This window comes from Anabaena sp. TISTR 8404 (assembly GCF_056847745.1).
This window is the reverse complement of record NZ_CP180578.1, coordinates 879,865-904,209: the sequence shown is the minus strand read 5'-3', so window position 1 is coordinate 904,209 and position 24,345 is coordinate 879,865. Positions and strand designations below refer to the sequence as shown.

Here is a 24,345-nt window from a genome sequence, read left to right as displayed (position 1 = left end):
CAAGCAATGCCCCCCTTACTTAATCGTTATACTAGCTGTGGAAGCTGTTAATTTAACAGCCAAATTCCTACAGTCTTTGTGTTCAAGCTGCCTACATCATGTCATTCATCAAAACTCCGCTGATTGGTTTAAAAGCTGACTCCTTTCGTCATCCCTTAGACTTGGAATCTACCAAAGCTCTCAAGCAAATACCCGGTATTGATTTGATGGTACGAAATTGGCTTGGGCCAATGGCGGAGCAGATTTTTTATGTAGAAAATATCGCCTCTAGTATTTTAGTCAGTGAAAATCAACTGCCTGATTTACATAAATTATTACTAGACGCTTGTAAAGTTTTAGATATTGAGCCACCCCAATTATATGTACGGCAACATCCGGCTCCTAATGCCTACACTTTTGCCATGCGGGGTAAACAACCTTTTGTTGTGCTGCACACATCTTTAATAGATATCCTGACACCAGAAGAAATTCAGGCGGTAATTGCCCATGAATTAGGGCATCTTAAATGCGACCATAGCGTTTATTTAACGCCTGTCAATTTATTAATTTTAGCTGCGGCAATTGTGCCAAATGTTGGTAATTTGCTTGCCCAAGCTATCCAAACACAACTTTTAGAATGGGTACGCTGTGCTGAGTTTACCTGCGATCGGGCCGCTTTGTTAGCTACCCAAAACCCCAGAGTTGTCATGTCTGTATTGATGAAACTCGCAGGTGGTTCACCGACACTTGCGCCGCAACTCAACCTAGATGCCTTTGTTGCCCAAGCCCGTGCTTACGATGATATTAGTAAGACAGAATTGGGTGAAATGGTAAAAGCAGCCCGCACAGCCCAATTAACTCATCCTGTTCCAGTGCTACGTGCCAGAGAAATTGACCGTTGGGCGAGTAGTCAAGAATATCAAACTTTACTGCAAACTCATGGGTTGAAAAATTCTGGTGAACTACCAGCCAAAGGCGGCTGGCGTAACTGGTAAACTGCAATCTGCGGTAGGTCGTAGGCAATCGCCTTCATGTAAGATATTGGTACAGTGTCCAAGTTAGCTAATGACAAGGTTTCCCTACGACCAATTTGCCAAAGATTATCTTCAAGAATTGTTACAACCACTAGGAACAATAGAAACTAGTCGCAAAGTTTCTGCGGAAATCCGAGAAATTGACGTTTATTTCGCACCTACATCTCCATCAACAAGCGATAAAATAGAATTGGGTTTATTAGGAAAAATTGCATCTGCCCCTGCATTAATTGAACCCTTTAGAAATGCCGCTACAGTTGCAGAAATTCGCAGTTGTATGAATAAGTTATTCGACATTTTTGCTGAAATCAAGCGGCAGTCTAAAGTTGATAATAACCGGATTGCCGAATCAGAATTACCCAGATTATGGATTTTATCACCTACTACGTCTGAATCTATATTAGAGGGTTTTAGATCTAGCCAAGATATCGATAACTGGGGACTAGGTGTACATTTTCTTGGTGATTATTTAAGAACAGCAATTGTGGCAATTCATCAATTACCGCGTATTGAAGAAACACTATGGCTAAGGATTTTAGGTAAAGGCAGAGTCCAGCAACAAGCAATCGATGAACTAGAAGCACTGCCGCTAGATAATCCCTTACGTGCTAAAGCAATTGATTTATTATTGAGTTTGAAGACGACCTTGGAAGTAAATCAAAATATAGATGAAGAGGATAGAAATTTAATTATGCGTTTATCACCTATTTACGAACAAAAATTAGCAGCAGCTAAACAAGAAGGCATTCAAGAAGGTATTCAAGAAGGTATTCAAGAAGGTATTCAAGAAGAACGCCGTAAAATTATAGAGAATTTATTGCGATTTAGATTTGGTTCTGTAGATACAGAATTACAAGGAATTATAGAAACTTTATTGGCTTTATCTCCAGAAGAATTTACTCCTTTATTACTGCAATTATCGCGCGAGGAACTATTAGATAGGTTTCGGTAGACAATACTTTAAAATTTTATGAACCAGTGCGATCGCCTGATTTACTAGATGAACGATAGCAAAAAGCTGAGAGTTAATTTCATCAAGCAGGAGGAGTCACTGCAAATTTTGCCTAGTCCTCCCATCCTCTCAAGCCAAAACCCCAAATGGTCAAATGTTGGGTTATTTTACTATCGTCATCCGGCTCACTCCACAACTGAACATTATTTAACGCATCATGTTCTAGCGATCGCTTACAATCAATTTCAATTAGCAGTCCGAAAAGATGGTAAATCAAGAACTCAGCTAGTAGACAATGGTGTAATTCAACTAACACCTGCCAATGTTAGCCAATGGCTATGCTGGGACAGAGAGGGAGAATTTTTGATAGTTACCCTTTGTCCTCAGTTTCTGGAAAAAGTAGTTTATGAATCAGTCAAAGGAAATGCTTTTGAACTGATTCCGCAATTTTCCATTAGGGACTTCCAAGAAATAAATTACTCAGCAAAAATCATAATTTGATATCTATAAGATAATGATAATCATTCTGAGGGGGGTGAGAGGCGGTTGCCGACGGCAACCGCCTCTCACCCCCTAAAAACACTCATAAAAAAGTCTGCACTCTGTAAATAATGTCAGGTGCATTATCATCATTAATATTGATATTTTTTTAGCTGAAAGCTTTAAAAATAGTCAGAGAAATTAAGTGCTGCCACAACAAATATCAACAAACCATTTACCTAAATTGGGAAACTTTTCATTTGTGGAGTTAGTCAGACGTTCTATTTGTTCTTCAATAGCAGACATAGCTTTATTGGTTAGCTTAACTCCTGTTTCATAAGTCTGAGTTATTAATTTAACTACTACAGGATGTTTGCCTTTCCATGTCATGTTTTTTGCAAAATTTAAAGCAGTTTCAACTTCATCGAGAATGCTGCCATTCCAAGACTTTTCTAATATCCCCCATACTCTTTCAATGGGGTTATATTTGCTGTGATAGGGTGGATAGTAGGCTAACCGTATATTTAGTTGATATTGATGAACAAACTCGACTATACGTTTCATGAACTGGGTACGTCTAGAATTATTATCTGTCCCATTATCCTGGTTAAGAATCAGGGTTTTTATTGTGGGAAATCGCCAACTCTCACTCTTCCAAAAATCTTGTAGAGCATCTACAATAAAATCACTCGTTACATTAGACTCTGTAAAGTATAAAAATAGTTCGTCTAATTCTGGAAGGAAGATGCCGTAAGGAGTTACGGTAGTTTTTGGATGAAAATTATGGTCTTCTGTTTCTGTGACAACTCGGTTTTTTCCTCCTCTGTCAAAGCAGCCAATATCTACACGGGCTTTGGCATCCAGACTAAGACGTAAGATACTTGGATCATCCAGAGCGGATTGATTAACTATTGCTAATTGTTCAAAAATTGCGTCTGTTTCTGGAATTTTTTTTGAGGTAAAACTTTTGCTACTCGATTGAGTCTATAACCTAAATCATTCAATTTGATACGAATTGTTTCTTCAGTTGGTAACTGTTCGTCACTATAGCCACACTTTTCAATTAATAGTTTTCTGACTTTGCTTGCTGTTAGGCGTGTATATAACCTCTGGCTTTTAAAACTTGGGTCGGTTTGGCTCTGTGAATCAACTAATTTTTTAATATCTTCTAACAACGAAGGTAAGTGTTCTTCTGCTTTCCATCGACCCCTAGCTGAATAATTATCAAAGCAAGTAATCCCACTGGTTAATTCTTTAATTCCTTTACGAATGGTTTTTCTATCCCATCCCAACTCGTTTTGAGCTATGAGTTGTCCTCCATAGCCTAATCCCATAACAGTCTGCGCTTGAAAACGTCGTCTGGCTGCACCTTTCAATTGAGTAGCTGTTTCCTTGAGCAAACTTTTCAATGAGTCAGTTAATTCAATTGACACTCCAACACACCCCAAAACTCGAACCATATATTGAAATTACTACAAAAAGGGAAGTCACGGCAGCCGATGGCTGCCGTGACTTCCTACCCCCCTATAATGATTATCATTATTATGCTTTGGGGATTTTATTTCTTGGAAGTCCCTTATTGACCCTGTTATACAACACACAGCAGCCGCGCTCAAAGCAGCGATTGAAACTGAATCCTCACCTAATGCGCTGTTTGGTGAATCTGCTGCGACAATGCTTGCCGTTCGTCTACTACAAGCTTATGCTACCCGTAAGCCAGTAATTAAAGATTACGGCGATGGTCTGGCTAAAAACAAGTTACAACTAGCAATTGACTATATCAATACACATCTTGACCAGGATATCAAGTTAACAGATATTGCCGAACTTTTAGGAGTTAGTCATTACTATTTCTGTCATTTATTCAAACAATCAGTTGGTATAACTCCTCATCAATATTTGATTCTACAACGAATAGAAAAAGCTAAAATTTTGTTGAAAAACCGAGAATTAAGCATTGCTGAAATTGCCTTGGAGTGCGGTTTTACAGACCAAAGTCATTTAACTAAACATTTCAAACGTATAGTAGGGATGACTCCAAAAGCTATGCGATCGCAATAGCAAGAAACTACCAAAAAATCTCAATAATTTACAAGATAGGAACTTTGATGTTTGCCTACAGTAAAACTAGTAGCAACAAAGTAACTATGACTACCTCAATTCAATACAACATCGGGTTATTAATCTACCCAGACTTTACCCAATTAGATGTGACAGGCCCTTATCAAGTATTTTCCATGTTGCCTGCTGCCCGTGTGCATTTGATTTGGAAAAATTTAGAACCTGTAAAAGATACAGGCGGTTTAGTTCTTCACCCCACAAAGACATTTGCTGAGTGTCCACAGCTAGATGTGATCTGTGTTCCTGGTGGGGGAATGGGGACAATTGAAATGATGCGTGATGTCGAAGTACTGATGTTTCTCAACCAACAGGCGAAAAATGCCCAATACATAACTTCAGTCTGTACAGGTTCGTTAATTCTAGCAGCAGCGGGGTTACTCACAGGCTATACAGCAAGCTGTCACTGGATGTTTCGAGATTGTCTGGCTGATATGGGAATTGCAGTCAGTCATGAACGTGTTGTCGTTGATAGAAACCGAATTACAGGCGGCGGTGTTACCGCAGGTATTGATTTTGGACTTGTAGTTATAGCAAAACTCTGTGATGAAAACACAGCAAAATTTATCCAGTTGATTTTAGAGTACAATCCCGAACCACCGTTTAATGCAGGCTCTCCAGAAACAGCAGGTAAAGTCACAAAACTTGTCAAACTTGCAGGCGCAGAAATTTTAGCAGCAACATTAGCAGAATCTCAGCAAGTAGCAATTCGCTTAGGAGTGAAGCCATAACAGTGACTCGTTTAGCCATAAAATAATCAAGAACTTCAGCTAAATCAGCAATTTCATTCCACACCATGACAGATGTATCTCAGCCAATTAACTTGTGGGAATACGAACAGTTAGCCAAACAGCATCTATCGCAGATGGCCTTTGACTACTACTGTAGTGGTGCTTGGGATGAAATTACATTACGAGATAACCGCGCAGCTTTTGAGAGGATGAAATTACGCCCAAGGATGCTTGTAGATGTTAGCGATCGCAACTTAAGCACTAATATTTTAGGAAAGCATTTACAACTACCTTTATTAATTGCACCTATGGCCTTCCAATGTCTAGCCCATCCAGAGGGAGAACTAGCAACGGCCTTAGCCACAGCCTCCGCAGGCGTAGGTATGGTATTGAGTACAATGGCAACAAAAAGCCTAGAAGAAGTCGCTGCGGTAGGTTACAAACATAATGCCTTGCAATGGTTCCAGCTTTACATCCATAAAGACCGAGGCTTAACTCAGAACTTAGTCGAAAGAGCTTACGCCGCAGGTTATCAAGCTCTTTGTTTGACTGTAGATGCACCTATTTTAGGACGACGAGAGCGAGATAGACGTAACAAATTTACCTTACCACCAGGATTAGAGTTGGCAAATATTACCAATATCTCAGGGTTAAATATTCCCCAAGAGTCAGGAGAATCTGGATTATTTACTTATTTTGCCGAGCAATTAAACCCGGCGGTAACTTGGTCTGACTTGGAATGGTTACAGTCTTTATCTCCACTACCTTTGGTACTCAAAGGCATTTTACGCAGTGATGATGCGGTGCGTGCGGTTGAATATGGAGCCAAAGCAATTGTAGTTTCTAATCATGGTGGCAGACAACTCGATGGCGCGATCGCCTCTTTAGATGCACTGGCTGAGATCGTTGCAGCCGTCGATGGTAAAGCAGAAGTGCTGATAGATGGTGGTATTCGCCGAGGTACAGATATCCTCAAAGCCTTGGCTTTAGGGGCAAAAGCTGTACTCATCGGCCGCCCTGTACTTTGGGGATTAGCTTTAGCAGGACAGGTTGGTGTATCTCATATCATCTCACTGTTACAAGATGAATTAAGTGTGGCGATGGCTCTGAGTGGTTGTGCATCTATAAAAGATATTGACTCTAGTTTAGTGGCTTTCAAACATTAATCAGCAAAATTACTTGCAATAAACTTAAAGCCTATGTTATATTAGGAAAGTTGCACCCAAGGGCGGGTGGCGAAACTGGTAGACGCACCACACTCAAAATGTGGCGACCTTGCGGTCATAGGAGTTCGATTCTCCTCCTGCCCATTTGAAAAATATAAAGCTTATGTACAGTGACTAATTATTTGTCGTCGGTGACACATTAGTGTCGTTGGTGACAAATTCTTGTCTTCTTAGACTCAATCCCGTTCTTAGGGAACTAGTGACAAATTATTGTCAGACTTAATATGCTTTTAATTAGCATACTTTTTAAAGTAACTGCTCAAATGAGCTTTGTAAACTTGATTTTGCAAAAAAATATATAGTAAGAGAATCGAACTCCTATCTTTCAACCCTCGATTTAAATCGGCAATCTCTCAATTACAAGCCAATACTTTAACCCATCCTGTGCTTGAAGAGTTATTGTCACTTGACCACTGTAATGTGTGGGAGAGAATACGATTATCGCTTTCAACCCACCCTGTACTAGAAGGGTTGTTGTCACCTTAAGCGCAGAAGTCCTGAAGCGATCGCGTTAATCTCTCATACTTTCAACCCACCCTGTACTAGAAGGGTTGTTGTCACAAGAAGCCGCAGGCGTGAATACTAGTAAAAAGAAACTTTCAACCCACCCTGTACTAGAAGGGTTGTTGTCACGCTACAAAGAATTTTTTGTGCCACAAACTTTCAACTTTCAACCCACCCTGTACTAGAAGGGTTGTTGTCACTTCCTTACATTGTGATTACTTTTTGTGATGGTTCCCTTTCAACCCACCCTGTACTAGAAGGGTTGTTGTCACCTAAAAGTTAAAGCCGTTCTTTAGTTCGAGCTAAAGCTTTCAACCCACCCTGTACTAGAAGGGTTGTTGTCACCGGGATGGAACTACTAGCAGCGATTTACGGTACTCTTTCAACCCACCCTGTACTAGAAGGGTTGTTGTCACTTGCCCCCAAGTCGCTGATTCCGTGGCGTAAGCACTTTCAACCCACCCTGTACTAGAAGGGTTGTTGTCACTTGACCATAGTTAAAAGTTGTTCCGCTAGTGTTCCCTTTCAACCCACCCTGTACTAGAAGGGTTGTTGTCACCGAGGCGATGCAGCAGCTGTTAAGCACTGGGAGACCTTTCAACCCACCCTGTACTAGAAGGGTTGTTGTCACTTGAGAAATACAAGGCTTGGCTGGCACTGTCTCCACTTTCAACCCACCCTGTACTAGAAGGGTTGTTGTCACTTTATAAGGTGCAAACGGTTGCCAATAGAGCTATCCTTTCAACCCACCCTGTACTAGAAGGGTTGTTGTCACGTATTAACGTTAGGTTGAATAAAATGTACAACCTCTTTCAACCCACCCTGTACTAGAAGGGTTGTTGTCACATTAGAGCTTACAAAACCTTTAGGATTAATTCAACTTTCAACCCACCCTGTACTAGAAGGGTTGTTGTCACGGACGACTTGAGCAACCAATTAAAGCTGAGAACTGGGATTAATTCAACTTTCAACCCACCCTGTACTAGAAGGGTTGTTGTCACTGTACCCAGTCAGTAGACTCATCCTCACTTAAACCTTTCAACCCACCCTGTACTAGAAGGGTTGTTGTCACTCCATTACGTCTCTAGGTTCTGTTACATAAGCTTCTTTCAACCCACCCTGTACTAGAAGGGTTGTTGTCACTTTAATCCCTGTGTTTCTAGCACCAAAGCCAGAGGTCTTTCAACCCACCCTGTACTAGAAGGGTTGTTGTCACTTATACGAATGCCAATGTAACCGTTGATACCAAGGGGAGAATCTTTCAACCCACCCTGTACTAGAAGGGTTGTTGTCACTCTCCTGTAGTACTCCAATCAATATTAACTAATGCCTTTCAACCCACCCTGTACTAGAAGGGTTGTTGTCACAGACTACTTGGAACTTTTTAGGCTTTAGATCGCCTCTTTCAACCCACCCTGTACTAGAAGGGTTGTTGTCACTTCTTGCCAGTATTCAGGGGTCATTAGGGTTACCCTTTCAACCCACCCTGTACTAGAAGGGTTGTTGTCACAGACAGTATAAGAGTTTTGTACCATAGCTAAAATCTTTCAACCCACCCTGTACTAGAAGGGTTGTTGTCACCTCCTGTAATCCTACAGCCTCCCCATCTGGCGTATACTTTCAACCCACCCTGTACTAGAAGGGTTGTTGTCACTTTTTGGCAATATGCTTATTGAAATCATTGAGATTCTTTCAACCCACCCTGTACTAGAAGGGTTGTTGTCACTAGAAAAGAGGCGATCTCGTCCGTCCCAATTTCTCTCTTTCAACCCACCCTGTACTAGAAGGGTTGTTGTCACCAACAATCACGGCGCTTAATGGTTGATGAAGCCACTTTCAACCCACCCTGTACTAGAAGGGTTGTTGTCACGGGTACAGCAGGCTCTAACGCAGGTGCGGCTGCCCTTTCAACCCACCCTGTACTAGAAGGGTTGTTGTCACAGATAAATACTCAGAAGCCTTGGAAGCCTTAGATCTTTCAACCCACCCTGTACTAGAAGGGTTGTTGTCACCAACCTAGCTCCAAAACATTGTAGGGCAAAGTTTCCAGATGCCTCTAGCGCGGATGTTTCCCAATTTTCTATTTGAGCCTCAGTCTCAAAAATCATGTTCTGGGAAAAAACGATGAAATTCAGACTGGACAAGCAATTTGGAACTTGCGCGGAACTCTTCAAAATTTTGCCCTGATTTAAGCCCTTCAAAGAAAGAATTGGGGAGGGTTCCCCCTTGATCGGGGGTGATTGGGTAGCCACTACAGCAGTACATCCGCGCCCTTATTGCTGGGAGCGCACCTATCCTATCCGAAGATAGCAGCATCAGGGTGAGCAGCTACCAGGGTCAGAAAGCAAGACTGTATTGCTACAGTCAAACTAACCCTCATTTAACACAGTTCAGAGGCTGCAAGCAGCATGAACTGCGGCGCTATTAAATATTATTCCATTATCAAGGTTCAGATATTTGTCAACTTCGCTTAGTTAGGCGAAGTTGATAAGCACAGAGGGCTAATTCTTTTGCTTTATCCTGGGGACTGCCACGAACAGGTTGTTGACCTTCCTCAATCACAATTCCTATCTGAGCAGCTTTACTTTGAATGCTTTGGATTAATCTGCCGTAGCTCCAGGAATGGACATTGACTCGATACTGTTTGGCGTATTGTTGCTGGATTTCTACCGAGCCAGGACATTTTGTTTCAGCTATGGCTTGAATTTCACTTTGGAGAATCTCTCGCATATCTCCTAATTTAGGCAAAACTATACTACCAGCTTTGTAAGTTTGTGCGATCGCTACAATTTCTTTAGCCAACAATCTGTCCACGTACTGCCCCAACTCAGATGTACCAAATTGATTGGGAGAGAAGCTTTTTTGTGCTTTGTGACGTTCGTGGGATAGTGATCGCTGTTGTCGTCGCTGACGATTTAGCAAGTCATAATTGTCCCCTAGTAATTGCCTGATGCTGCGGTAAGCTAAAACTTTGTTTGCGATCGCATCGACTACGGCTATAGTTGCAGGTTTTTCTAACCCTAAGCTTACTCCAACCAATATGTGTGATTGACCTTGGTACAGGGGTTTACTAGGACGCTCGAAGGAATTATTTATGCGAGTTAGTGTAGATTGTTTACGCTGAATAAAAGCTTGCTGAGTATTACTCAGGTCTGTCTTTTCTTTCATCTTGGTGATGAATTTGGTAATCTCGTGTGCTTTCTCTTGGCGAACTTGTTCTGTTCCTTCAGCACTCCACAGGCGATTGTCTACACAGCAATAAAGGGTCAATCGGTTAATTTGCCAAGGTTCACCTTTACCTTCACCTTCTTGCCAAGCTAAACGACCATTTCTAAGAGTAAACAAGCCACTAGAATGCTGATTTTTGCTGTTGCGTTTGGTCTGTTGGTCTTCTAAGAAACGTTTAAACCAATGCAGTTGACGGCGATCGCAATACACTTCAAAAGTTAAATCACTCAAGCCATTGAAGTGAACACAGAGTCTATCTTTTTCATTTTTTGACCAAACTAGGTCTTCATTCGTTTCAAAAATTAAGGGAAATGGAAGAGAACTTGATCGGGTTAACAGAATATCCTGCCAGCGTTTTGCTTCAGCATTGTTTTCTGGAACGGTAGTTGTAGCAGTGAAGAGTGTCTCTAACCATTTAGCATTGGTTAAATCTCGACCCTTGGGAATTCGACTTGTTAGCTTGTCTGTTAGCCGTTGAATTTGGATTTCAACCTTACGGCGGCGTTTAGCAAATTTTTCTAGGTCTTCTTCTTTGTCATTAAGTTTGCAGCCATTTTTAAGCAGATAACTAATGGCACTACGGCTGAGTATGTCGTCCGTTTCTTGGTAAGCATCAAATAATTTATGAGATAAGCTACGGTCAGGATTGGAAGCGGATGATTTTTTGGATTTTTTAGTCTTTCCTCTTTTAGTCAAAGGAGCAGCTACGTCAGATTCTGGCATAGCCATTACCAAAATCTCAGCAGCTTTGGTACGAATTGCCTCTAAGCTACAACCGCTAATTTCTACTAATTCAGCATCGCTGTTGAGCATTTCTAGCCAGCGTATTTTGCCATCAAGCTGCTGCTGTAGCCGTTTTTGAATGGTTAACCAAGATTTGTAGATGTAATCCACAACATGAATTGCAGATAGATATAAACGGCTTGGCTGTCCTGCAAAGCGAGAGTTAGTTTTCAGGGATTGGCAAAGTTGGTTAACAACTGTTGAGGGCAGTTTGCCATTTTTTCGCCACTTCTCAAAATCTGGATGTTTACTAAGTTGTTGAAGCAGTTCGTTAATTAAGGGTGTGTTCAATTCTGCCATTAACTTCCAGAGTTGTTGGCGGGTAGATTCACTGGCAATTAGGCGACATTGAATAGTAATCTGGCTCATAAAAATAAAATACCATAAAAACACATTATGTTGTACAGAAAACTAATGTGTTTCAGGAGATGCTTCTATAGGATGATTCTTATGGAAGGAAAGTTCTACACAAGCACAGAAGCAGCAGAAATTACTCATTGCTCTCGCCGCCAGTTGCAGTATTGGCGGGAGAAGGGAGTTATAGTACCTACGGTTAACAGTACTGGCAAAGGTCGTAATGTTTACTACTCCAAAGCTGACCTGCTGGCGTTAACGGTAATGGAACAGTTACTATCAATCGGTTTAAATTTTGAGGTTTGCCATGCAGCACTAGAAACACTGCGCGAACGGGAACCTTGGTTATTTGATGAGTCTGTTCCCGAAGAAAAGATGAAGCGGCTAATGTTATTACCCACGCGATCGCATGAACAACCTTTGCAAATGGCAGAGTTTGATAAACAAGCTGCCCTAGAAGCACTTTGTCAAGGACAAACTGTGATTCCCTTTTGGTGCGATCGCATTCATCAAAAATTAAGGGATAATCTCAAAAACTTTAGTAGCTAGTTTGGCTTTGAATACTAAGTTATGTGTTTGCCACGTAGCATAATACTAGATTTATATTTACTGTCACAAACTCCTCTATTTAACCAAGTCAGCGATTTTGATGCTGATAGCTTAATAGTTCTTGAGAGCTTCGGGATGAGGCTTATACTCTCTGCCATTCCCGTGATGATTCTCTTCGACAAAATCCTGAAAGGATTCAAAACTTAAACTCTTGCCCATTGCCTTTCCAATTAGGGTCAGCAAATTGTTTGCCCGCAGATGAAAGAAAGCTTCAAAATCATCTCGGCGCAAAGTTGTTGGAGAGATAGCGTGCGATCGCAATATTTCATCTAGTCTTCTAGTTGATGTCCCAGTATTTTCAAACTCTTCTAAATAAACTGAAGGTGCTTTACTACCAATCTTTTTATTTGTTTTGGCACTTAAAGGTGTACGGTTAATCAAGCAGTTATATTTTTTGGGTTCAATGCCTTTTTTGCGACACCATCCCACAGGGAAGATATGGTGCGAATCTATCTGTTCTTCAAAATAAATCACATCATTGATTTCTTCCCCAGTACACCAATCAATTGCCCCCTCACGTCTTAGTAAAGCCGCTAAACCTTGATAGACTGCACCGTAACGTTTTCTAACGCTAATCAACCTATCAAAAGAAAAATCTGCTTGCACAATAGTAAGCGGCAGTGAGCCACCTGATAACCAATCTGGTACTTCTATCACGTCTCGCCCGGCTCGTGCCTCATACCAACGTGTATATACTTCACCAAACATCCCACACCATAACCAGCGTTCTAGCATAGAACGTATATGAGAAGAACGGGAACGCTCTCCCAAAACAGTAAAAATGGCACTGAGGATGACTAATTGAATGGGATAGGCTAAATCATCTGCATCAAAGATTTTTTGACTATGAAGGAAACGAGCAGATTCTTCAAAACCCCTAGAAATTGGATCAGCCCATTTTTGATATTCTTCTTTGGTGAGTTTGAGAACTTCAGCGCGATCGCAAGCAACACCTGGTAATTTATCGATGTTCCCGCCTTTTTTAATAGCTTCCATCCTCTTGGCATAACTAGCTATTAACGTAACTGCTTGTACAAAATCAGTGCTGCGGAGCTTACGCAATACTTTTAAAGATTGGAAGCGATTTTCGCGCTGTTTCCAATCATCTCTCAAACTGAAGTCAGCAGTGCAATAGCTGGAACTCATTAAATCGAAGTAATTGAGGTCACAGCCAGAAGTGTTTGTATCTTCAAAGACTTGGCAAACTGCTTCTTTTGGTAAGGAGTCACGTAGTTGGATCACAGGTATTTGATAATGCTCAAATTTCTTGAGAACTTCCAGTTCTAAAGTGTCAATTAGTTCCAGTTTTTGGGCATCGTATTGCCAATATTTAGAAAATTTACTTCTCCACTCAGAAAAAAAGAACACTTTAGATAAAGGAAACAAGAGGGCTTTATATTCTTTTTCAGGAGTAGAGCAGTCAACCAATCCCCCTGTGAAGGTGCGCGTAATTCTGGATTCAGGTAAGGCAATAATTGCATTAAGGCGATCGCATTCTGGATCGAGGCATTTTTCAATATCCAGGTAGTACCACTTTTTGATAGTTTTCTGGTTTTTTTGGTCTTTGATGATGACTGGTTGTTCAGACAGTAGCACCATAAATGCAGTTGTTAGGCGTTGCTGTCCATCAAGAATTAACAAGTTTGGCAGATGATTTGGTGGTGTTAACACTCCATCAACAAGACGTGGTTTAAATTGTCGGTGTTGATGACCTTGCTGAAGCATCATGACTGCGCCAATAGGATAAGCCAAAGATATGCTGGCTAGTAGACGACGCACATGAGTATCATCCCAAACCCAATCCCGTTGAAAATCTGGCAGTTGGATGCGTCCAGTTTTAATGTCTTTCATGACATCAAGGAGAAAATACTTAGTGATGTCAAAGGTAGAGATGGAGTTCATTTGATGTTCTGTCATTTTTGCCATCAAGAAAGATGCGACTGTTCACGAAAGTAGGTAGGTCTTTAGGCCAGCCTAAGATTACCCTTGTAGTGAAAACAAGGGGTTTTTGGGGCAATTGGTCGTGAGTCGCGATCGCTTTTGTTTATTCTTGAGGAAAGTCTGGAGGTAAAGTCACAATTCCTTGTGCAACAAGCTGTCTAAATTGGTTGATCAGGTCTGCTTGCCGTAATATGCGAGTAATATATTTAGGTCGCCGACGAAAGTCCGTTCCCCAGTCTTTAACGGTTTTTGGGCTAGTACCTGTAACTTGCGCGATCGCATTGATGCAGGCTTTACGATAATTGCGGCCTGGTTCCTGATTTACCCAACGGCGACAATACTCAGTCGGTTCAAGGGGCAACTGACGGAGTAGATCAATTGGATGATTATTTTGATGGGAGTTTCTCCCAGTCTGCATCTTCGGTCTTGATGAGTCAGATTAAGCTGGCAGAGGCAGGGAGTATTGGAAATGGCAGTAAGCTAAACTTTTACTCCTATAAATCCTGTGCTTGCTGAACCCAAATTAGAAAATATCTGCTCACAGTACAAGTATTTTAGTCACGAATCACGACCAAATTATTTTTGAGGATAATCAGGAGGTAAGACTATTTTTCTAATTTGGTTAAGCATATCTGCCATACGTAGTATATGCACTACATAGTTTGGTCGCCTCTCAAAGTTTTGACCCCAATTTCCTATAGTCCTCTCACTTAGCCCGGTTGCTTCAGCTAGAGCAGCAATACAGGCTTTCCTGTATCCCCGTTCCTCCGAGGACATCTCAACCCATCGTTGGCAATATTCCAAAGGCTCCAAAGGCAAGTCACTGAGCGCATCGATTCTATATTGAGTTGTCTGGGGATTGCTGTCTATTACCCGATTTATTCTTAACTGCACAATCACTCACGAATCGTGACTATTTTATAGATATTATGAGTCACGATGTGTGTAGAAAGCAGTGCGATGCCTGTGGCGGGCGTGCGATTCGTTCAGTCGAAATAAGTAGCAATACTTAGGGATGACTGGCTTTTATTGGGTAACCCATCCTGGGTTGAGTTCGCACTTTAATCCCCAATAAAATGACAACTCATATATCCATGTAGGTGAGGGAATCTAGTCTAGCTACAAGCTGAGAAAACTAGAGAGGAAAAGAAAAGTAGAAGTTCACACTAACACTATAACTTACCCCAAAATACACCAAGTCCTACTGTCCTAGTGCGGGATTAAAAGCACACAGACTACCAGAGGCAACTTTGGTAGCCCCCACATCCGAGACCGATTATCAAAGATGCGAAGCAGGGGTGAAAGCAGTCAATGCGGTAATTGCTGAAAGCGTATACTGCAAGCAAGAATCCTATGGGTAGAACAAGCAAAGTGCCGTTTAACCATCGTTAGCAGGCTCCAGGGGGAATAAGCTTCTTTGGAACTAACTTCCAAACCGCCTGGGTCGGGAATATCCGACATAAAAGAGTCCACTCGGTATGCCCGACCGAGATGGCGCACTACTCTCACCCGGTGGAAAGGCACGCCCTAAAGGATTCAAACATGGATGATGGGAACGAAACAACCCCTGATGTTCTCCTGAAAATACAGGTAGGTATCAGCCATAAGACATAAGGGAGAAGGATGGTACAAAAAGCAAATGCCCAACCTGAATTAACAGGTAAAGCCGGAAAAAGGATGGCTGTAATCGCCGGGATAAGCTGACGTGTACCGCAGTGTGGGAAAGGCTAAAGGTAACAGTAGCAATGAATAAGCCTAAATTGGACTCAGTTTCACTGAATACCGAGGGATGGAAAACTATCAATTGGCTCAAAGCCGAAAGATATGTCTTTAAGTTGCAAAAACGCATTTATGCTGCTTCCCGCCGTGGCGATGTTAAGCGATGTCGCAAACTCCAAAAGACGCTGATGAGGTCTTGGTACAACAGATTACTATCGGCTCGTCGGGTAACCCAAGAAAACCAAGGTAAAAAGACGGCAGGAGTGGATGGCAAAAAAACGCTGTCCCCAGAAGCACGTATGAAACTGGCAAGGGAACTAAAACTTACTGGAAAATCCAAACCCACTCGTAGAGTATGGATTCCAAAACCAGGAACACAAGAAAAACGCCCATTAGGAATACCCACAATGTACGACCGTGCATTACAAGCCGTAGTAAAATCTGCACTAGAACCTGAATGGGAGGCAGTCTTTGAACCAAATTCCTATGGTTTTAGACCAGGAAGGTCTTGCCACGATGCAATTAAACAAATCAAACTCTGTATACAGAATCAGGCAAAATTCGTACTAGATGCGGACATAGCCAAATGTTTTGATTGCATTAACCACATAGCCCTACTTCAGAAACTTAACATCAGAGGAAAAGCTAGGCAACAGATAAAAGCTTGGCTCAAATCTGGGGTCATAGACCAGGGGGCATTTACGGCTACATCTCTTGGAGCACCGCAAGGTGGTGTTATTTCACCACTACTGGCAAATATAGCCCTCCACGGCTTAGAAAATGCACTCAACAACTTTGCCACAACACTCGATATTCGTGATAAAAACGGTAAAAGAGTGTCACGTCAAGAAAGAATCAAATCACTTAGCTTTATACGCTATGCAGATGATTTTGTTGTGTTGCACAAAGATAAGGCTATAGTCCAAAGATGCCGAGAAATCATCTCGGAGTGGTTAAAAGACATAGGCTTAGAACTTAAACCCGAAAAAACCAGGCTAACTCATACACTCACCAATGAACTGAGTGAAGATGGTAAAGCTGGATTCAACTTTCTTGGTCACCATATCCAGCAATACCCAGCAGGGAAGTACCGCAGCAATAAAAATGCTGAGGGAAAAATACTTGGTTTTAACACCCTCATCACCCCATCCACGAAGGCGAGTAAGGCACATCAAGAGGAAATCGGAAGAATCATCAGAAAACACAGGTCTTCGCCCCAAGCGGCACTAATCAAAGACCTCAACCCTGTAATCAGGGGATGGACTTCCTACTACTCAAACTCCGATGCCCAAACTATCGGAGAATTATCAAAACAAGACAACCTCACATACCTGAAACTTCAACGATGGGCAACACGCCGATGTGGAACTACAGCAAAAGGACATACCAAATACTGGACATCCATAGAAGGCGTTAACTGGGTATTCGCAACAAGAGTTGGGGATGCGAACCCCCTTCGGTTACTAAAACATAACCAATTCTCTTGCAGTAGCACTAGTTATGTAAAAGTCAAAGGTGATAAAAGCCCCTACGACGGCGACACAGTTTACTGGAGTTCAAGACTAGGGAAACACCCTCAAATGCCTAGTCGTAAGGCTAAGTTGCTAAAACTTCAAAAGGGTAAATGTCCCTGGTGCGGATTAAGCTTCCAAGAATGGGATGTAATTGAAATAGACCATCAAATCCCCAAAGCACTAGGCGGTAAGGATGAATGGAAAAACCTGCAATTATTACATCGGCATTGTCATGACGAAAAGACCGCAATTGACCTTAAAGAAATTCGGAATAAAGACCACTCCAAATTCCAAGAATTGCTCTCTAAATTTTGGGAGAAATTCGACTGGGAATGGCTAAACGATATTCCAAACTTTCTTGGTCATGCTGTTAGGAAGTCCGACATGACAAATGGACAACACACTGAGTAGCCGTGTGCGGTGAAAGTCGCACGCACGGTTTCGGATGGGAGGGGTGATGCAGTAATGCACACCTCGACCCTACCTACGCTTACGCAATCAATCTCAAAAGCTTTAGTAGCTAGTTTGATGTTGAATAATAGGTTTTCTGGTTCCTAGATAGCAAAATACTAGACTCATACTTAACAGCAAGCAAGAATTAAGTCTAGAATTATACTGCGCCTCCTCTAAACCGAAAGCCGAACTTCTTTATGTCAGAAGCGATAGACAAGAAATCTCTGAGTGAACGTGATATCTGTACAAAGTTTATTACACCTGCTCTAGTTAATCGCGGCTGGAATATCAACACTCAGATTCGAGAGGAAGTGACGCTGACAAAGGGTAGGGTGATTGTTAGGGGTAAGCTTGCTAGTCGAGGTGAGCAGAAACGCGCTGATTATGTGCTGTATCACAAACCTGGCGTACCACTGGCTGTAATTGAAGCTAAAGATAATAATCACAGTGTCAGTGCGGGAATGCAGCAAGCGATCGCCACTGGTGAATTAATTGATGTACCATTCATATTTAGCTCGAATGGCGACGCTTTTATGATTTGCGATCGCACCATTACCGAAGGACAGCGAGAACGGGAAATCCCCCTCAATCAGTTTCCGACACCGGAAGAACTTTGGCAAAAATATTGTGATTGGAAGGGAATTGACTTAGAGATTCAGCCGATTGTTTCTCAAGATTACTATCCTAGCCCTGATAAAAAACAGCCACGCTATTATCAACAGATTGCCATTAATCGCACGATTGAAGCGATCGCCAAAGGAGAAAACCGCATCCTATTAGTGATGGCAACGGGTACAGGTAAGACTTTTACAGCTTTTCAAATTATCTGGCGCTTGTGGAAGTCGGGGGCGAAAAAGCGTATCCTGTTTTTGGCAGACCGCAATATTTTGGTTGACCAAACTAGAGTCAATGACTTTAAACCCTTTGGCTCAAGAATGGCCAAAATTAAGCAGCGACAGGTAGATAAATCTTATGAAATTTATCTCTCCCTGTATCAGGCGGTAACCGGAAATGAAGAAGCGAAAAATATTTATCGCCAATTTTCACCAGATTTCTTTGACTTAATTATTATAGATGAGTGCCATCGGGGAAGCGCCGATGAGGATTCGGCATGGCGAGAGATTCTGGAATATTTTAGCAGTGCAACGCAGATTGGTTTGACGGCTACGCCAAGGGAAACAGAAGAAGTTTCTAATAGTCTTTATTTTGGCGATTCGATTTTTACCTATTCACTCAAACAAGGGATTGAAGATGGTTTTTTAGCTCCCTACAAAGTCATTCGCATTGATTTTGATAAAGATTTGAGTGGATGGAAACCAAAGCCAGGACAAAGGGATAAATATGGTAAAGAAATTCCCGATCAAGTATTTAATCAGCGAGATTTTGATAGAAGTCTGGTTTTAGAGAAGCGTACCGAGTTAGTAGCGCGAATTATTTCTGATTATCTTAAATCAAGCGATCGCTTTGCCAAAACTATCATTTTTTGTGAGACGACTGACCACGCAGAACGGATGCGGGTTGCATTGGTGAATGAAAATACTGATTTGGTGGCGGAGAATAGCCGCTACATTATGCGAATTACTGGGGATGATGCTCAAGGTAAGGCTGAATTGGATAATTTCATTGACCCTGAAAGTAAATATCCCACGATTGTTACTACTTCTGAATTACTGACGACTGGTGTTGATGCTAAAACTTGCAAATTGATTGTTTTAGACCAGCGCATCCTGTCCATGACCAAATTTAAGCAAATTATTGGTCGCGGAACTCGCATTGATGAAGACTATGGCAAAATGTTCTTCACCATTATCGATTTTAAAAAAGCGACCCAGTTATTTGCTGACCCTGATTTTGATGGCGAACCTGTACAAATTTACAAGCCTAAACCCGATGAGCCAATTAATCCGCCTGATAATGGTGATGATGAACAAGTCATAGATGATGGTGAGATTAACCGTAAGCAGAAGCGAGAAAAGTATGTAATCGCAGATGAAGAGGTGGCGGTTGCTTTTATTCGAGAGCAATATCACGGCAAGGACGGTAAGCTGATTACGGAATCGATAAAAGACTATACTCGCAAAACAGTTAGTCAGGAGTACGTTTCATTAGATGCTTTCTTGAAAAAATGGCAATCTACAGAACAGAAGCAGGCTATTATCCAAGAATTACAAGAACTGGGTGTGCCTTTGGAAGCGTTAGAAAAAGAGATTGGTAAGGATTTTGACCCCTTAGATTTGTCATGTTGTCTTTGACCAACCGCCACTAACACGCAGAGAAAGAGCGAACAATGTCCGCAAGCGTAACTACTTTAGCAAGTATGGCGAACAAGCTAGAACTGTTCTCAATGCTTTGTTGGATAAATATGCTGATGAGGGGATTGAAGATATTGAAAGTTGGGGTGTGTTAAATGTTAAACCAATCAGCGATTTAGGCACTCCGTTGGAGATAATTAGTATTTTTGGTGGTAAGCAAGGTTACTTACAAGCTTTGTCGGTTCTTAAGGAAGAACTATATCGAGTATCTTAATAATCCTAAACATTATTTGAAATACTAGTAATAATATTTCAATTATTGGGCTAAATAAAGGAGATATATTAATATATTTTGTTGCCAAAATTAATTGTATTTATAGAAATAGTAAATTTTTATGAACCAATATTTGATTGATACAAAATATGCAGCAAGCAATATTATTGATTTAATTATGCACGATGAAAGAGAGCTTGAAACAGCAGAGGAAAGAAAACGCAAAATTGATGAGGAATTAAGGCTTTCTTATGAAAGATTTTATGCCGGAGATATGTCAGATGATCTCAGCCCAATGCAAGTTCAGTACGAATACGTTCAATTGATGAAGCAATCAGAGCGATTAAGAGAGCAAGAAAAATACTTAATTGCTCAGATGGAATGCTTGAAAAATTTAATATATGCTAAATCATTTGCTGTATCATCTCTTTGCGGTGCCTTACTTCAGATAGCTAAACAAGGCATTTCAATTGTACATACAGGTTTAGGAAATTGCCCTGACGGTAGAAGCATAGGTAATGAAGTTTTAAAAAATATAATTTGGCAAGGTCGAAATCAATCAATGCACTCTGAGGAAGGTAACTTTAGACCACCAGTTGAGCAATGCTTTAATAATTTGGAGACTTATTTTGGTAATGAATTTTCATTAAGCCAATACCCTAAAGAAAATTTTGCACAAAAAATAGTTATAAAGGTTCTTGGTTGGAATGACTATCAAGTGTATGAACACGATATGATATCACTTCTAGGTTAATTGTGCCAATCGGCGATCGCACTCACTTATTATTATGTCAATCAGCACTACAATTAAGACTATTCAAGATATCATGCGGAAGGATGCGGGCGTTGATGGTGACGCGCAACGCATCAGCCAGTTAGTTTGGATGATATTCCTCAAAGTTTTTGATGCTCGTGAAGAAGAATATGAACTGCTAGAGGATAATTATAAATCTCCGATTCCTGAAGGGTTGCGTTGGCGTAACTGGGCAGCAGATGCAGAAGGGATTACTGGAGATGCTTTACTGGATTTTGTAGATAATGCTTTATTTAAAACTCTCAAAGAACTGAGAACTACGGCAACTGATGCGCGTGGGTGGATGATTGGTAAGGTATTTGAGGATGCCTACAACTATATGAAAAATGGTACTCTCATCCGCCAAGTAATTAATAAGCTCAACGAAATTGACTTTAATAAAAAAGAGCAGAAAAAACAGTTCAGCGAAATTTACGAGAAGATTCTCAAGGATTTGCAGAGTGCAGGAAACGCCGGAGAATATTATACTCCTCGTGCGGTGACAAAGTTTATTGTAGATAGAATCAAGCCGCAATTAGGCGAAATTGTTCTTGACCCTGCTTGCGGTACAGGTGGCTTTTTAACAGCAGCTATTGATTACATTCGCCAACATTTTCAAAGTGCTGATGTTCCAGAAATTCTGCAACAGACGATTCGCGGAACTGAGAAAAAGCCGTTACCTTATAACCTTTGTGTAACGAATTTGATTTTACATGGTCTTGATGTACCAGAAGCAGAACATGATAACACTTTGGCACGACCATTGCGCGATTACAGTCCTCAAGAACGGGTGGATGTAATTATCACTAATCCGCCTTTTGGTGGGATGGAAGAAGATGGAATTGAGGACAATTTTCCCGCTACATTCCGCACCAGAGAAACGGCAGATTTATTTCTGGTGCTGATTATTAATTTGCTCAAAGAAGGCGGTAGAGGTGCAATAGTTTTGCCAGACGGTACGCTGTTTGGGGAAGGTGTAAAAACTCGGATTAAAGAAAAACTGCTGCAAGATTGCAATCTGCATACAATTGTTCGCTTACCAAATGGCGTATTTAATCCCTACACAGGTATAAAAACTAATCTGCTATTTTTCACCAAAGGGGAACCAACAAAAACGATTTGGTATTATGAACACCCTTACCCAGCAGGTTATAAGTCATACTCAAAAACTAAGCCGATTCGCTTTGAGGAGTTTGCACCGGAGCAAGAATGGTGGGATAACCGCGAGGAAAATGAATTTGCTTGGAAAGTTTCAATTGCAGATTTAAAGCTGAATAATTACAACTTAGATATTAAAAATCCTCACAAAGTTGATGTAGAACACGCTGATTTAGATGAGATGTTAGCAGAGCATCAAAAACTCATGGCTGAGTTGGGTGAGGTGCGGAGTAAGTTGAAATTTGAGTTAATGGAAGCATTGGAGAGAGATGAGTGATGAAAAAATGCAGTTAGAATTGATTTATATTCTCTATATTAAAGGAATTAAATATGCTAAATGCAGTTGAATTTCAAGCAAAGATTCAAAATGGTTTAATTCAGATTCCTGATGAGTACAAACAAGAACTCGGTGAAGGAGAGGATATTAAGGTAATTGTTTTAGTAAAGAAAAAGCCATCTCGACAAACAGACATAATTGATAAATTGACAGAGAACCCTGTGCAGGTGGAGGGATTTCTCAGCCGTGAAGAAATTTACAATCGATAATTATGACATCTGGTGCATCATTCGTTGATACAAATATTTGGCTTTATCGTTTATTTGACGACCAAAAAATAGAAGTTACAGAAAGAGAAAGAAAGCGTAATATTGCTATTACTATTACGGAAGCTGAAGGAATAATTATCAGTACACAGGTTGTCAATGAAATTTCTAACAATTTACTGAAAAAAGCAGCCTTTAATGAGGAGCAAGTTAAAGCTGTGATTCAGTCGCTTTATCGTCGCTGCACTGTGGTAGAGTTTAACCTAACTATTTTTGAATCTGCTTCTAATCTCCGCAGTCGATTTAATTTCTCTTTTTGGGATAGTTTAATTGTTGCTTGTGCTTTACCTACGGGAGCAAGTATTCTCTATTCTGAAGATATGCAGGATGGGTTAGTTGTAGATAGTCAATTACAAATTGTGAATCCATTTAAATGAAAGTAGATACTTTTTTCCAAAATTTTGAATTGTTGACTGATGCGCCAAATGCAGTTGCCAAATTGCGGGAAATAATTTTACAGTTGTCGGTAAAGGGGAAACTTGTTCATCAATATCTCAATGATGAACCTGCTTCGGTTATGTTAACAAATATTGAAATCGAAAAAGAAAATCTAATAAAACAGAAAAAAATCAAAAGAATTGATTCATTGCCTGCTATTGATTTTAATAACTTACCTTATACAATTCCAAAAAATTGGAAGTGGGTTAGATTAGGTTCACTTGTGGAAGTGATTACTAAGGGATCTTCTCCCAAATGGCAAGGAATAAATTACGTTGAGGATAACTCTGGCACGCTTTTTATAACAAGCGAAAATGTTCAAAATTATATAATTGATGTAACTGAACCTAAATTCGTTGAAGCAAAGTTTAATGAAATAGAGCCACGCTCAATACTAAAGCGGAACGATATTTTAATGAACATTGTAGGCGCATCAATTGGTCGTACTGCGATATTCGACAGAGATGATGTTGCAAATATAAATCAGGCAGTGTGCTTGATAAGATTTATTTCACCTGAAAAGTTTATTGAGCTTCGCTACATACTTCACTTCTTCAACAGTCCTATTTGTATCAGTTTCATGTTCGATAAGCAGGTTGATAGTGCCAGAGCAAATTTGAGTATGGGTAATATTGCAAAATTCCCAATTCCGCTTCCACCCCTTGCTGAACAAAAACGCATTGTAGTGAAGTGCGATCGCTTGCTTTCCATCTGCGACGAAATCGAAAAACGACAGCAGCAAAAGCAAGAAAGTATTGTGAGGATGAATGAAAGTGCGATCGCTCAACTCCTCTCCTCCCAAAATTCTGATGATTTCCGCCAACACTGGCAGCGCATTTGCAATAATTTTGACTTACTCTACAGCATTCCTGAAACAATTCCTAAACTGCGTCAGGCGATTTTGCAATTAGCTGTGCAGGGTAAACTTGTGCGTCAAGATATCAGTGATGGATGTGGTTCAGTTGTTTTACAAGAAATCGCTATATATAAAGAAACACTAATAAAAAAAGGCAAAATCAAGAGTGCCTTATTATCTCCAATAGCAAAAAATGATATTGATTTTAATATTCCAGACAATTGGATATGGACAAGATTCGGTGAGGTTATTCTAGATATCGAAGCAGGAGCAAGTCAGGGCAAACGCATCTAAATATTGATGCACAGAACGAAAGAAGAGGCTTGGAAGTACAACCGTAAGCCAT

At 40.8% G+C, this 24,345-nt stretch carries 18 protein-coding genes, 1 tRNA gene, 1 pseudogene and 1 CRISPR repeat array; of the genes and pseudogenes, 15 read left to right on the top strand and 5 right to left on the bottom strand.

All coding sequences use genetic code 11. The features are described 5' to 3' along the window. Nucleotides 1-98: 98 nt before the first annotated feature. The 3 genes from ACMX3D_RS03815 to ACMX3D_RS03805 all read left to right on the top strand — a co-directional run bounded on the left by ACMX3D_RS03815 (nucleotide 99) and on the right by ACMX3D_RS03805 (nucleotide 2,466). A complete protein-coding gene (locus ACMX3D_RS03815) occupies nucleotides 99-974 on the top strand; it encodes a M48 family metallopeptidase (RefSeq protein WP_482750150.1) in 876 nt (291 codons plus the stop codon). A gap of 70 nt (nucleotides 975-1,044) precedes the next feature. After that, entirely contained in the window at nucleotides 1,045-1,965 is a 921-nt protein-coding gene (locus ACMX3D_RS03810) for an RpnC/YadD family protein (RefSeq protein ID WP_482750149.1), read from the top strand. A gap of 48 nt (nucleotides 1,966-2,013) precedes the next feature. Beyond that, entirely contained in the window at nucleotides 2,014-2,466 is a 453-nt protein-coding gene (locus tag ACMX3D_RS03805) for a hypothetical protein (RefSeq protein ID WP_482750148.1), read from the top strand. Between the two features lie 180 nt (nucleotides 2,467-2,646). On the opposite strand, the gene ACMX3D_RS03800 is transcribed toward ACMX3D_RS03805, so the two are convergent. After that, a protein-coding gene (locus ACMX3D_RS03800; protein WP_482752268.1) for an ISAzo13 family transposase occupies nucleotides 2,647-3,872 on the bottom strand; the annotation gives its coding sequence in 2 pieces (ribosomal slippage) (nucleotides 2,647-3,392 and nucleotides 3,392-3,872; 1,227 coding nt in all). Nucleotides 3,873-4,119: 247 nt separating this feature from the next. Between ACMX3D_RS03800 and ACMX3D_RS03795 the strand changes: the two genes are divergently transcribed. From ACMX3D_RS03795 to ACMX3D_RS03780, 4 genes are all read left to right on the top strand, one after another. Next, the gene (locus ACMX3D_RS03795; protein ID WP_482750147.1) at nucleotides 4,120-4,506 is read left to right on the top strand and encodes an AraC family transcriptional regulator; all 387 of its coding nucleotides are present in this window, start codon (nucleotides 4,120-4,122) and stop codon (nucleotides 4,504-4,506) included. An 86-nt stretch (nucleotides 4,507-4,592) separates the two neighbouring features. Further along, entirely contained in the window at nucleotides 4,593-5,294 is a 702-nt protein-coding gene (locus ACMX3D_RS03790; RefSeq protein WP_482750146.1) for a DJ-1/PfpI family protein, read from the top strand. A gap of 65 nt (nucleotides 5,295-5,359) precedes the next feature. Further along, nucleotides 5,360-6,460 (top strand): alpha-hydroxy acid oxidase, encoded by a 1,101-nt coding sequence (locus tag ACMX3D_RS03785; RefSeq protein ID WP_482750145.1) that lies wholly within the window; start codon nucleotides 5,360-5,362, stop codon nucleotides 6,458-6,460. A gap of 60 nt (nucleotides 6,461-6,520) precedes the next feature. Next, nucleotides 6,521-6,604, top strand: a tRNA-Leu gene (locus tag ACMX3D_RS03780). Between the two features lie 360 nt (nucleotides 6,605-6,964). Further along, nucleotides 6,965-9,036: a CRISPR direct-repeat array (repeat unit 37 nt; unit sequence CTTTCAACCCACCCTGTACTAGAAGGGTTGTTGTCAC). Nucleotides 9,037-9,484: 448 nt separating this feature from the next. Here ACMX3D_RS03780 and cas12k read toward each other — a convergent pair. Then, a complete protein-coding gene (gene cas12k / locus ACMX3D_RS03775; RefSeq protein ID WP_482750144.1) occupies nucleotides 9,485-11,404 on the bottom strand; it encodes a type V CRISPR-associated protein Cas12k in 1,920 nt (639 codons plus the stop codon). 81 nt (nucleotides 11,405-11,485) lie between these two features. Between cas12k and ACMX3D_RS03770 the strand changes: the two genes are divergently transcribed. Then, on the top strand, nucleotides 11,486-11,938 hold the full coding sequence (locus ACMX3D_RS03770) for a MerR family transcriptional regulator (protein ID WP_482750143.1): 453 nt from the start codon (nucleotides 11,486-11,488) through the stop codon (nucleotides 11,936-11,938). 111 nt (nucleotides 11,939-12,049) lie between these two features. On the opposite strand, the gene ACMX3D_RS03765 is transcribed toward ACMX3D_RS03770, so the two are convergent. The 3 genes from ACMX3D_RS03765 to ACMX3D_RS03755 all read right to left on the bottom strand — a co-directional run bounded on the left by ACMX3D_RS03765 (nucleotide 12,050) and on the right by ACMX3D_RS03755 (nucleotide 14,833). Beyond that, nucleotides 12,050-13,915 (bottom strand): GmrSD restriction endonuclease domain-containing protein, encoded by a 1,866-nt coding sequence (locus tag ACMX3D_RS03765; protein ID WP_482750142.1) that lies wholly within the window; start codon nucleotides 13,913-13,915, stop codon nucleotides 12,050-12,052. 127 nt (nucleotides 13,916-14,042) lie between these two features. Further along, complete coding sequence (locus ACMX3D_RS03760) at nucleotides 14,043-14,357, bottom strand: hypothetical protein (protein WP_190871333.1); 315 nt, start codon at nucleotides 14,355-14,357, stop codon at nucleotides 14,043-14,045. Between the two features lie 158 nt (nucleotides 14,358-14,515). After that, nucleotides 14,516-14,833 (bottom strand): hypothetical protein, encoded by a 318-nt coding sequence (locus ACMX3D_RS03755; protein ID WP_190871332.1) that lies wholly within the window; start codon nucleotides 14,831-14,833, stop codon nucleotides 14,516-14,518. 851 nt (nucleotides 14,834-15,684) lie between these two features. On the opposite strand from ACMX3D_RS03755, the gene ltrA reads away from it, so the two are divergent. The 7 genes and pseudogenes from ltrA to ACMX3D_RS03720 all read left to right on the top strand — a co-directional run bounded on the left by ltrA (nucleotide 15,685) and on the right by ACMX3D_RS03720 (nucleotide 24,293). Next, a complete protein-coding gene (gene ltrA / locus ACMX3D_RS03750; protein ID WP_482749175.1) occupies nucleotides 15,685-17,583 on the top strand; it encodes a group II intron reverse transcriptase/maturase in 1,899 nt (632 codons plus the stop codon). A gap of 239 nt (nucleotides 17,584-17,822) precedes the next feature. Then, nucleotides 17,823-20,151: pseudogene (hsdR, locus tag ACMX3D_RS03745) on the top strand (EcoAI/FtnUII family type I restriction enzme subunit R). Nucleotides 20,152-20,272: 121 nt separating this feature from the next. Beyond that, entirely contained in the window at nucleotides 20,273-20,905 is a 633-nt protein-coding gene (locus tag ACMX3D_RS03740; RefSeq protein WP_482750141.1) for a hypothetical protein, read from the top strand. Between the two features lie 34 nt (nucleotides 20,906-20,939). Beyond that, the gene (locus ACMX3D_RS03735) at nucleotides 20,940-22,379 is read left to right on the top strand and encodes a type I restriction-modification system subunit M (RefSeq protein WP_482750140.1); all 1,440 of its coding nucleotides are present in this window, start codon (nucleotides 20,940-20,942) and stop codon (nucleotides 22,377-22,379) included. 53 nt (nucleotides 22,380-22,432) lie between these two features. After that, nucleotides 22,433-22,648, top strand: coding sequence for a hypothetical protein (locus tag ACMX3D_RS03730; RefSeq protein ID WP_482750139.1), 216 nt, complete (start codon nucleotides 22,433-22,435; stop codon nucleotides 22,646-22,648). Nucleotides 22,649-22,650: 2 nt separating this feature from the next. After that, complete coding sequence (locus ACMX3D_RS03725; RefSeq protein WP_482750138.1) at nucleotides 22,651-23,082, top strand: PIN domain-containing protein; 432 nt, start codon at nucleotides 22,651-22,653, stop codon at nucleotides 23,080-23,082. Beyond that, nucleotides 23,079-24,293: a restriction endonuclease subunit S gene (locus ACMX3D_RS03720; protein WP_482750137.1), complete on the top strand. Its 1,215-nt coding sequence runs from the start codon at nucleotides 23,079-23,081 to the stop codon at nucleotides 24,291-24,293. Before ACMX3D_RS03725 ends, ACMX3D_RS03720 begins: the two co-directional genes overlap by 4 nt. Nucleotides 24,294-24,345: the final 52 nt, after the last annotated feature.

Coding starts and splice junctions, on each gene's coding strand:
- ACMX3D_RS03810 (WP_482750149.1), top strand. CDS start 1,045: ATGACAAGGTTTCCCTACGACCAATTTGCCAAAGATTATCTTCAAGAA.
- ACMX3D_RS03735 (WP_482750140.1), top strand. CDS start 20,940: ATGTCAATCAGCACTACAATTAAGACTATTCAAGATATCATGCGGAAG.
- cas12k (WP_482750144.1), bottom strand. CDS start 11,404: ATGAGCCAGATTACTATTCAATGTCGCCTAATTGCCAGTGAATCTACC.
- ACMX3D_RS03760 (WP_190871333.1), bottom strand. CDS start 14,357: ATGCAGACTGGGAGAAACTCCCATCAAAATAATCATCCAATTGATCTA.
- ltrA (WP_482749175.1), top strand. CDS start 15,685: ATGAATAAGCCTAAATTGGACTCAGTTTCACTGAATACCGAGGGATGG.
- ACMX3D_RS03720 (WP_482750137.1), top strand. CDS start 23,079: ATGAAAGTAGATACTTTTTTCCAAAATTTTGAATTGTTGACTGATGCG.
- ACMX3D_RS03790 (WP_482750146.1), top strand. CDS start 4,593: ATGACTACCTCAATTCAATACAACATCGGGTTATTAATCTACCCAGAC.
- ACMX3D_RS03725 (WP_482750138.1), top strand. CDS start 22,651: ATGACATCTGGTGCATCATTCGTTGATACAAATATTTGGCTTTATCGT.
- ACMX3D_RS03770 (WP_482750143.1), top strand. CDS start 11,486: ATGGAAGGAAAGTTCTACACAAGCACAGAAGCAGCAGAAATTACTCAT.
- ACMX3D_RS03730 (WP_482750139.1), top strand. CDS start 22,433: ATGCTAAATGCAGTTGAATTTCAAGCAAAGATTCAAAATGGTTTAATT.
- ACMX3D_RS03805 (WP_482750148.1), top strand. CDS start 2,014: ATGAACGATAGCAAAAAGCTGAGAGTTAATTTCATCAAGCAGGAGGAG.
- ACMX3D_RS03740 (WP_482750141.1), top strand. CDS start 20,273: ATGAACCAATATTTGATTGATACAAAATATGCAGCAAGCAATATTATT.
- ACMX3D_RS03795 (WP_482750147.1), top strand. CDS start 4,120: ATGCTTGCCGTTCGTCTACTACAAGCTTATGCTACCCGTAAGCCAGTA.
- ACMX3D_RS03765 (WP_482750142.1), bottom strand. CDS start 13,915: ATGACAGAACATCAAATGAACTCCATCTCTACCTTTGACATCACTAAG.
- ACMX3D_RS03815 (WP_482750150.1), top strand. CDS start 99: ATGTCATTCATCAAAACTCCGCTGATTGGTTTAAAAGCTGACTCCTTT.
- ACMX3D_RS03785 (WP_482750145.1), top strand. CDS start 5,360: ATGACAGATGTATCTCAGCCAATTAACTTGTGGGAATACGAACAGTTA.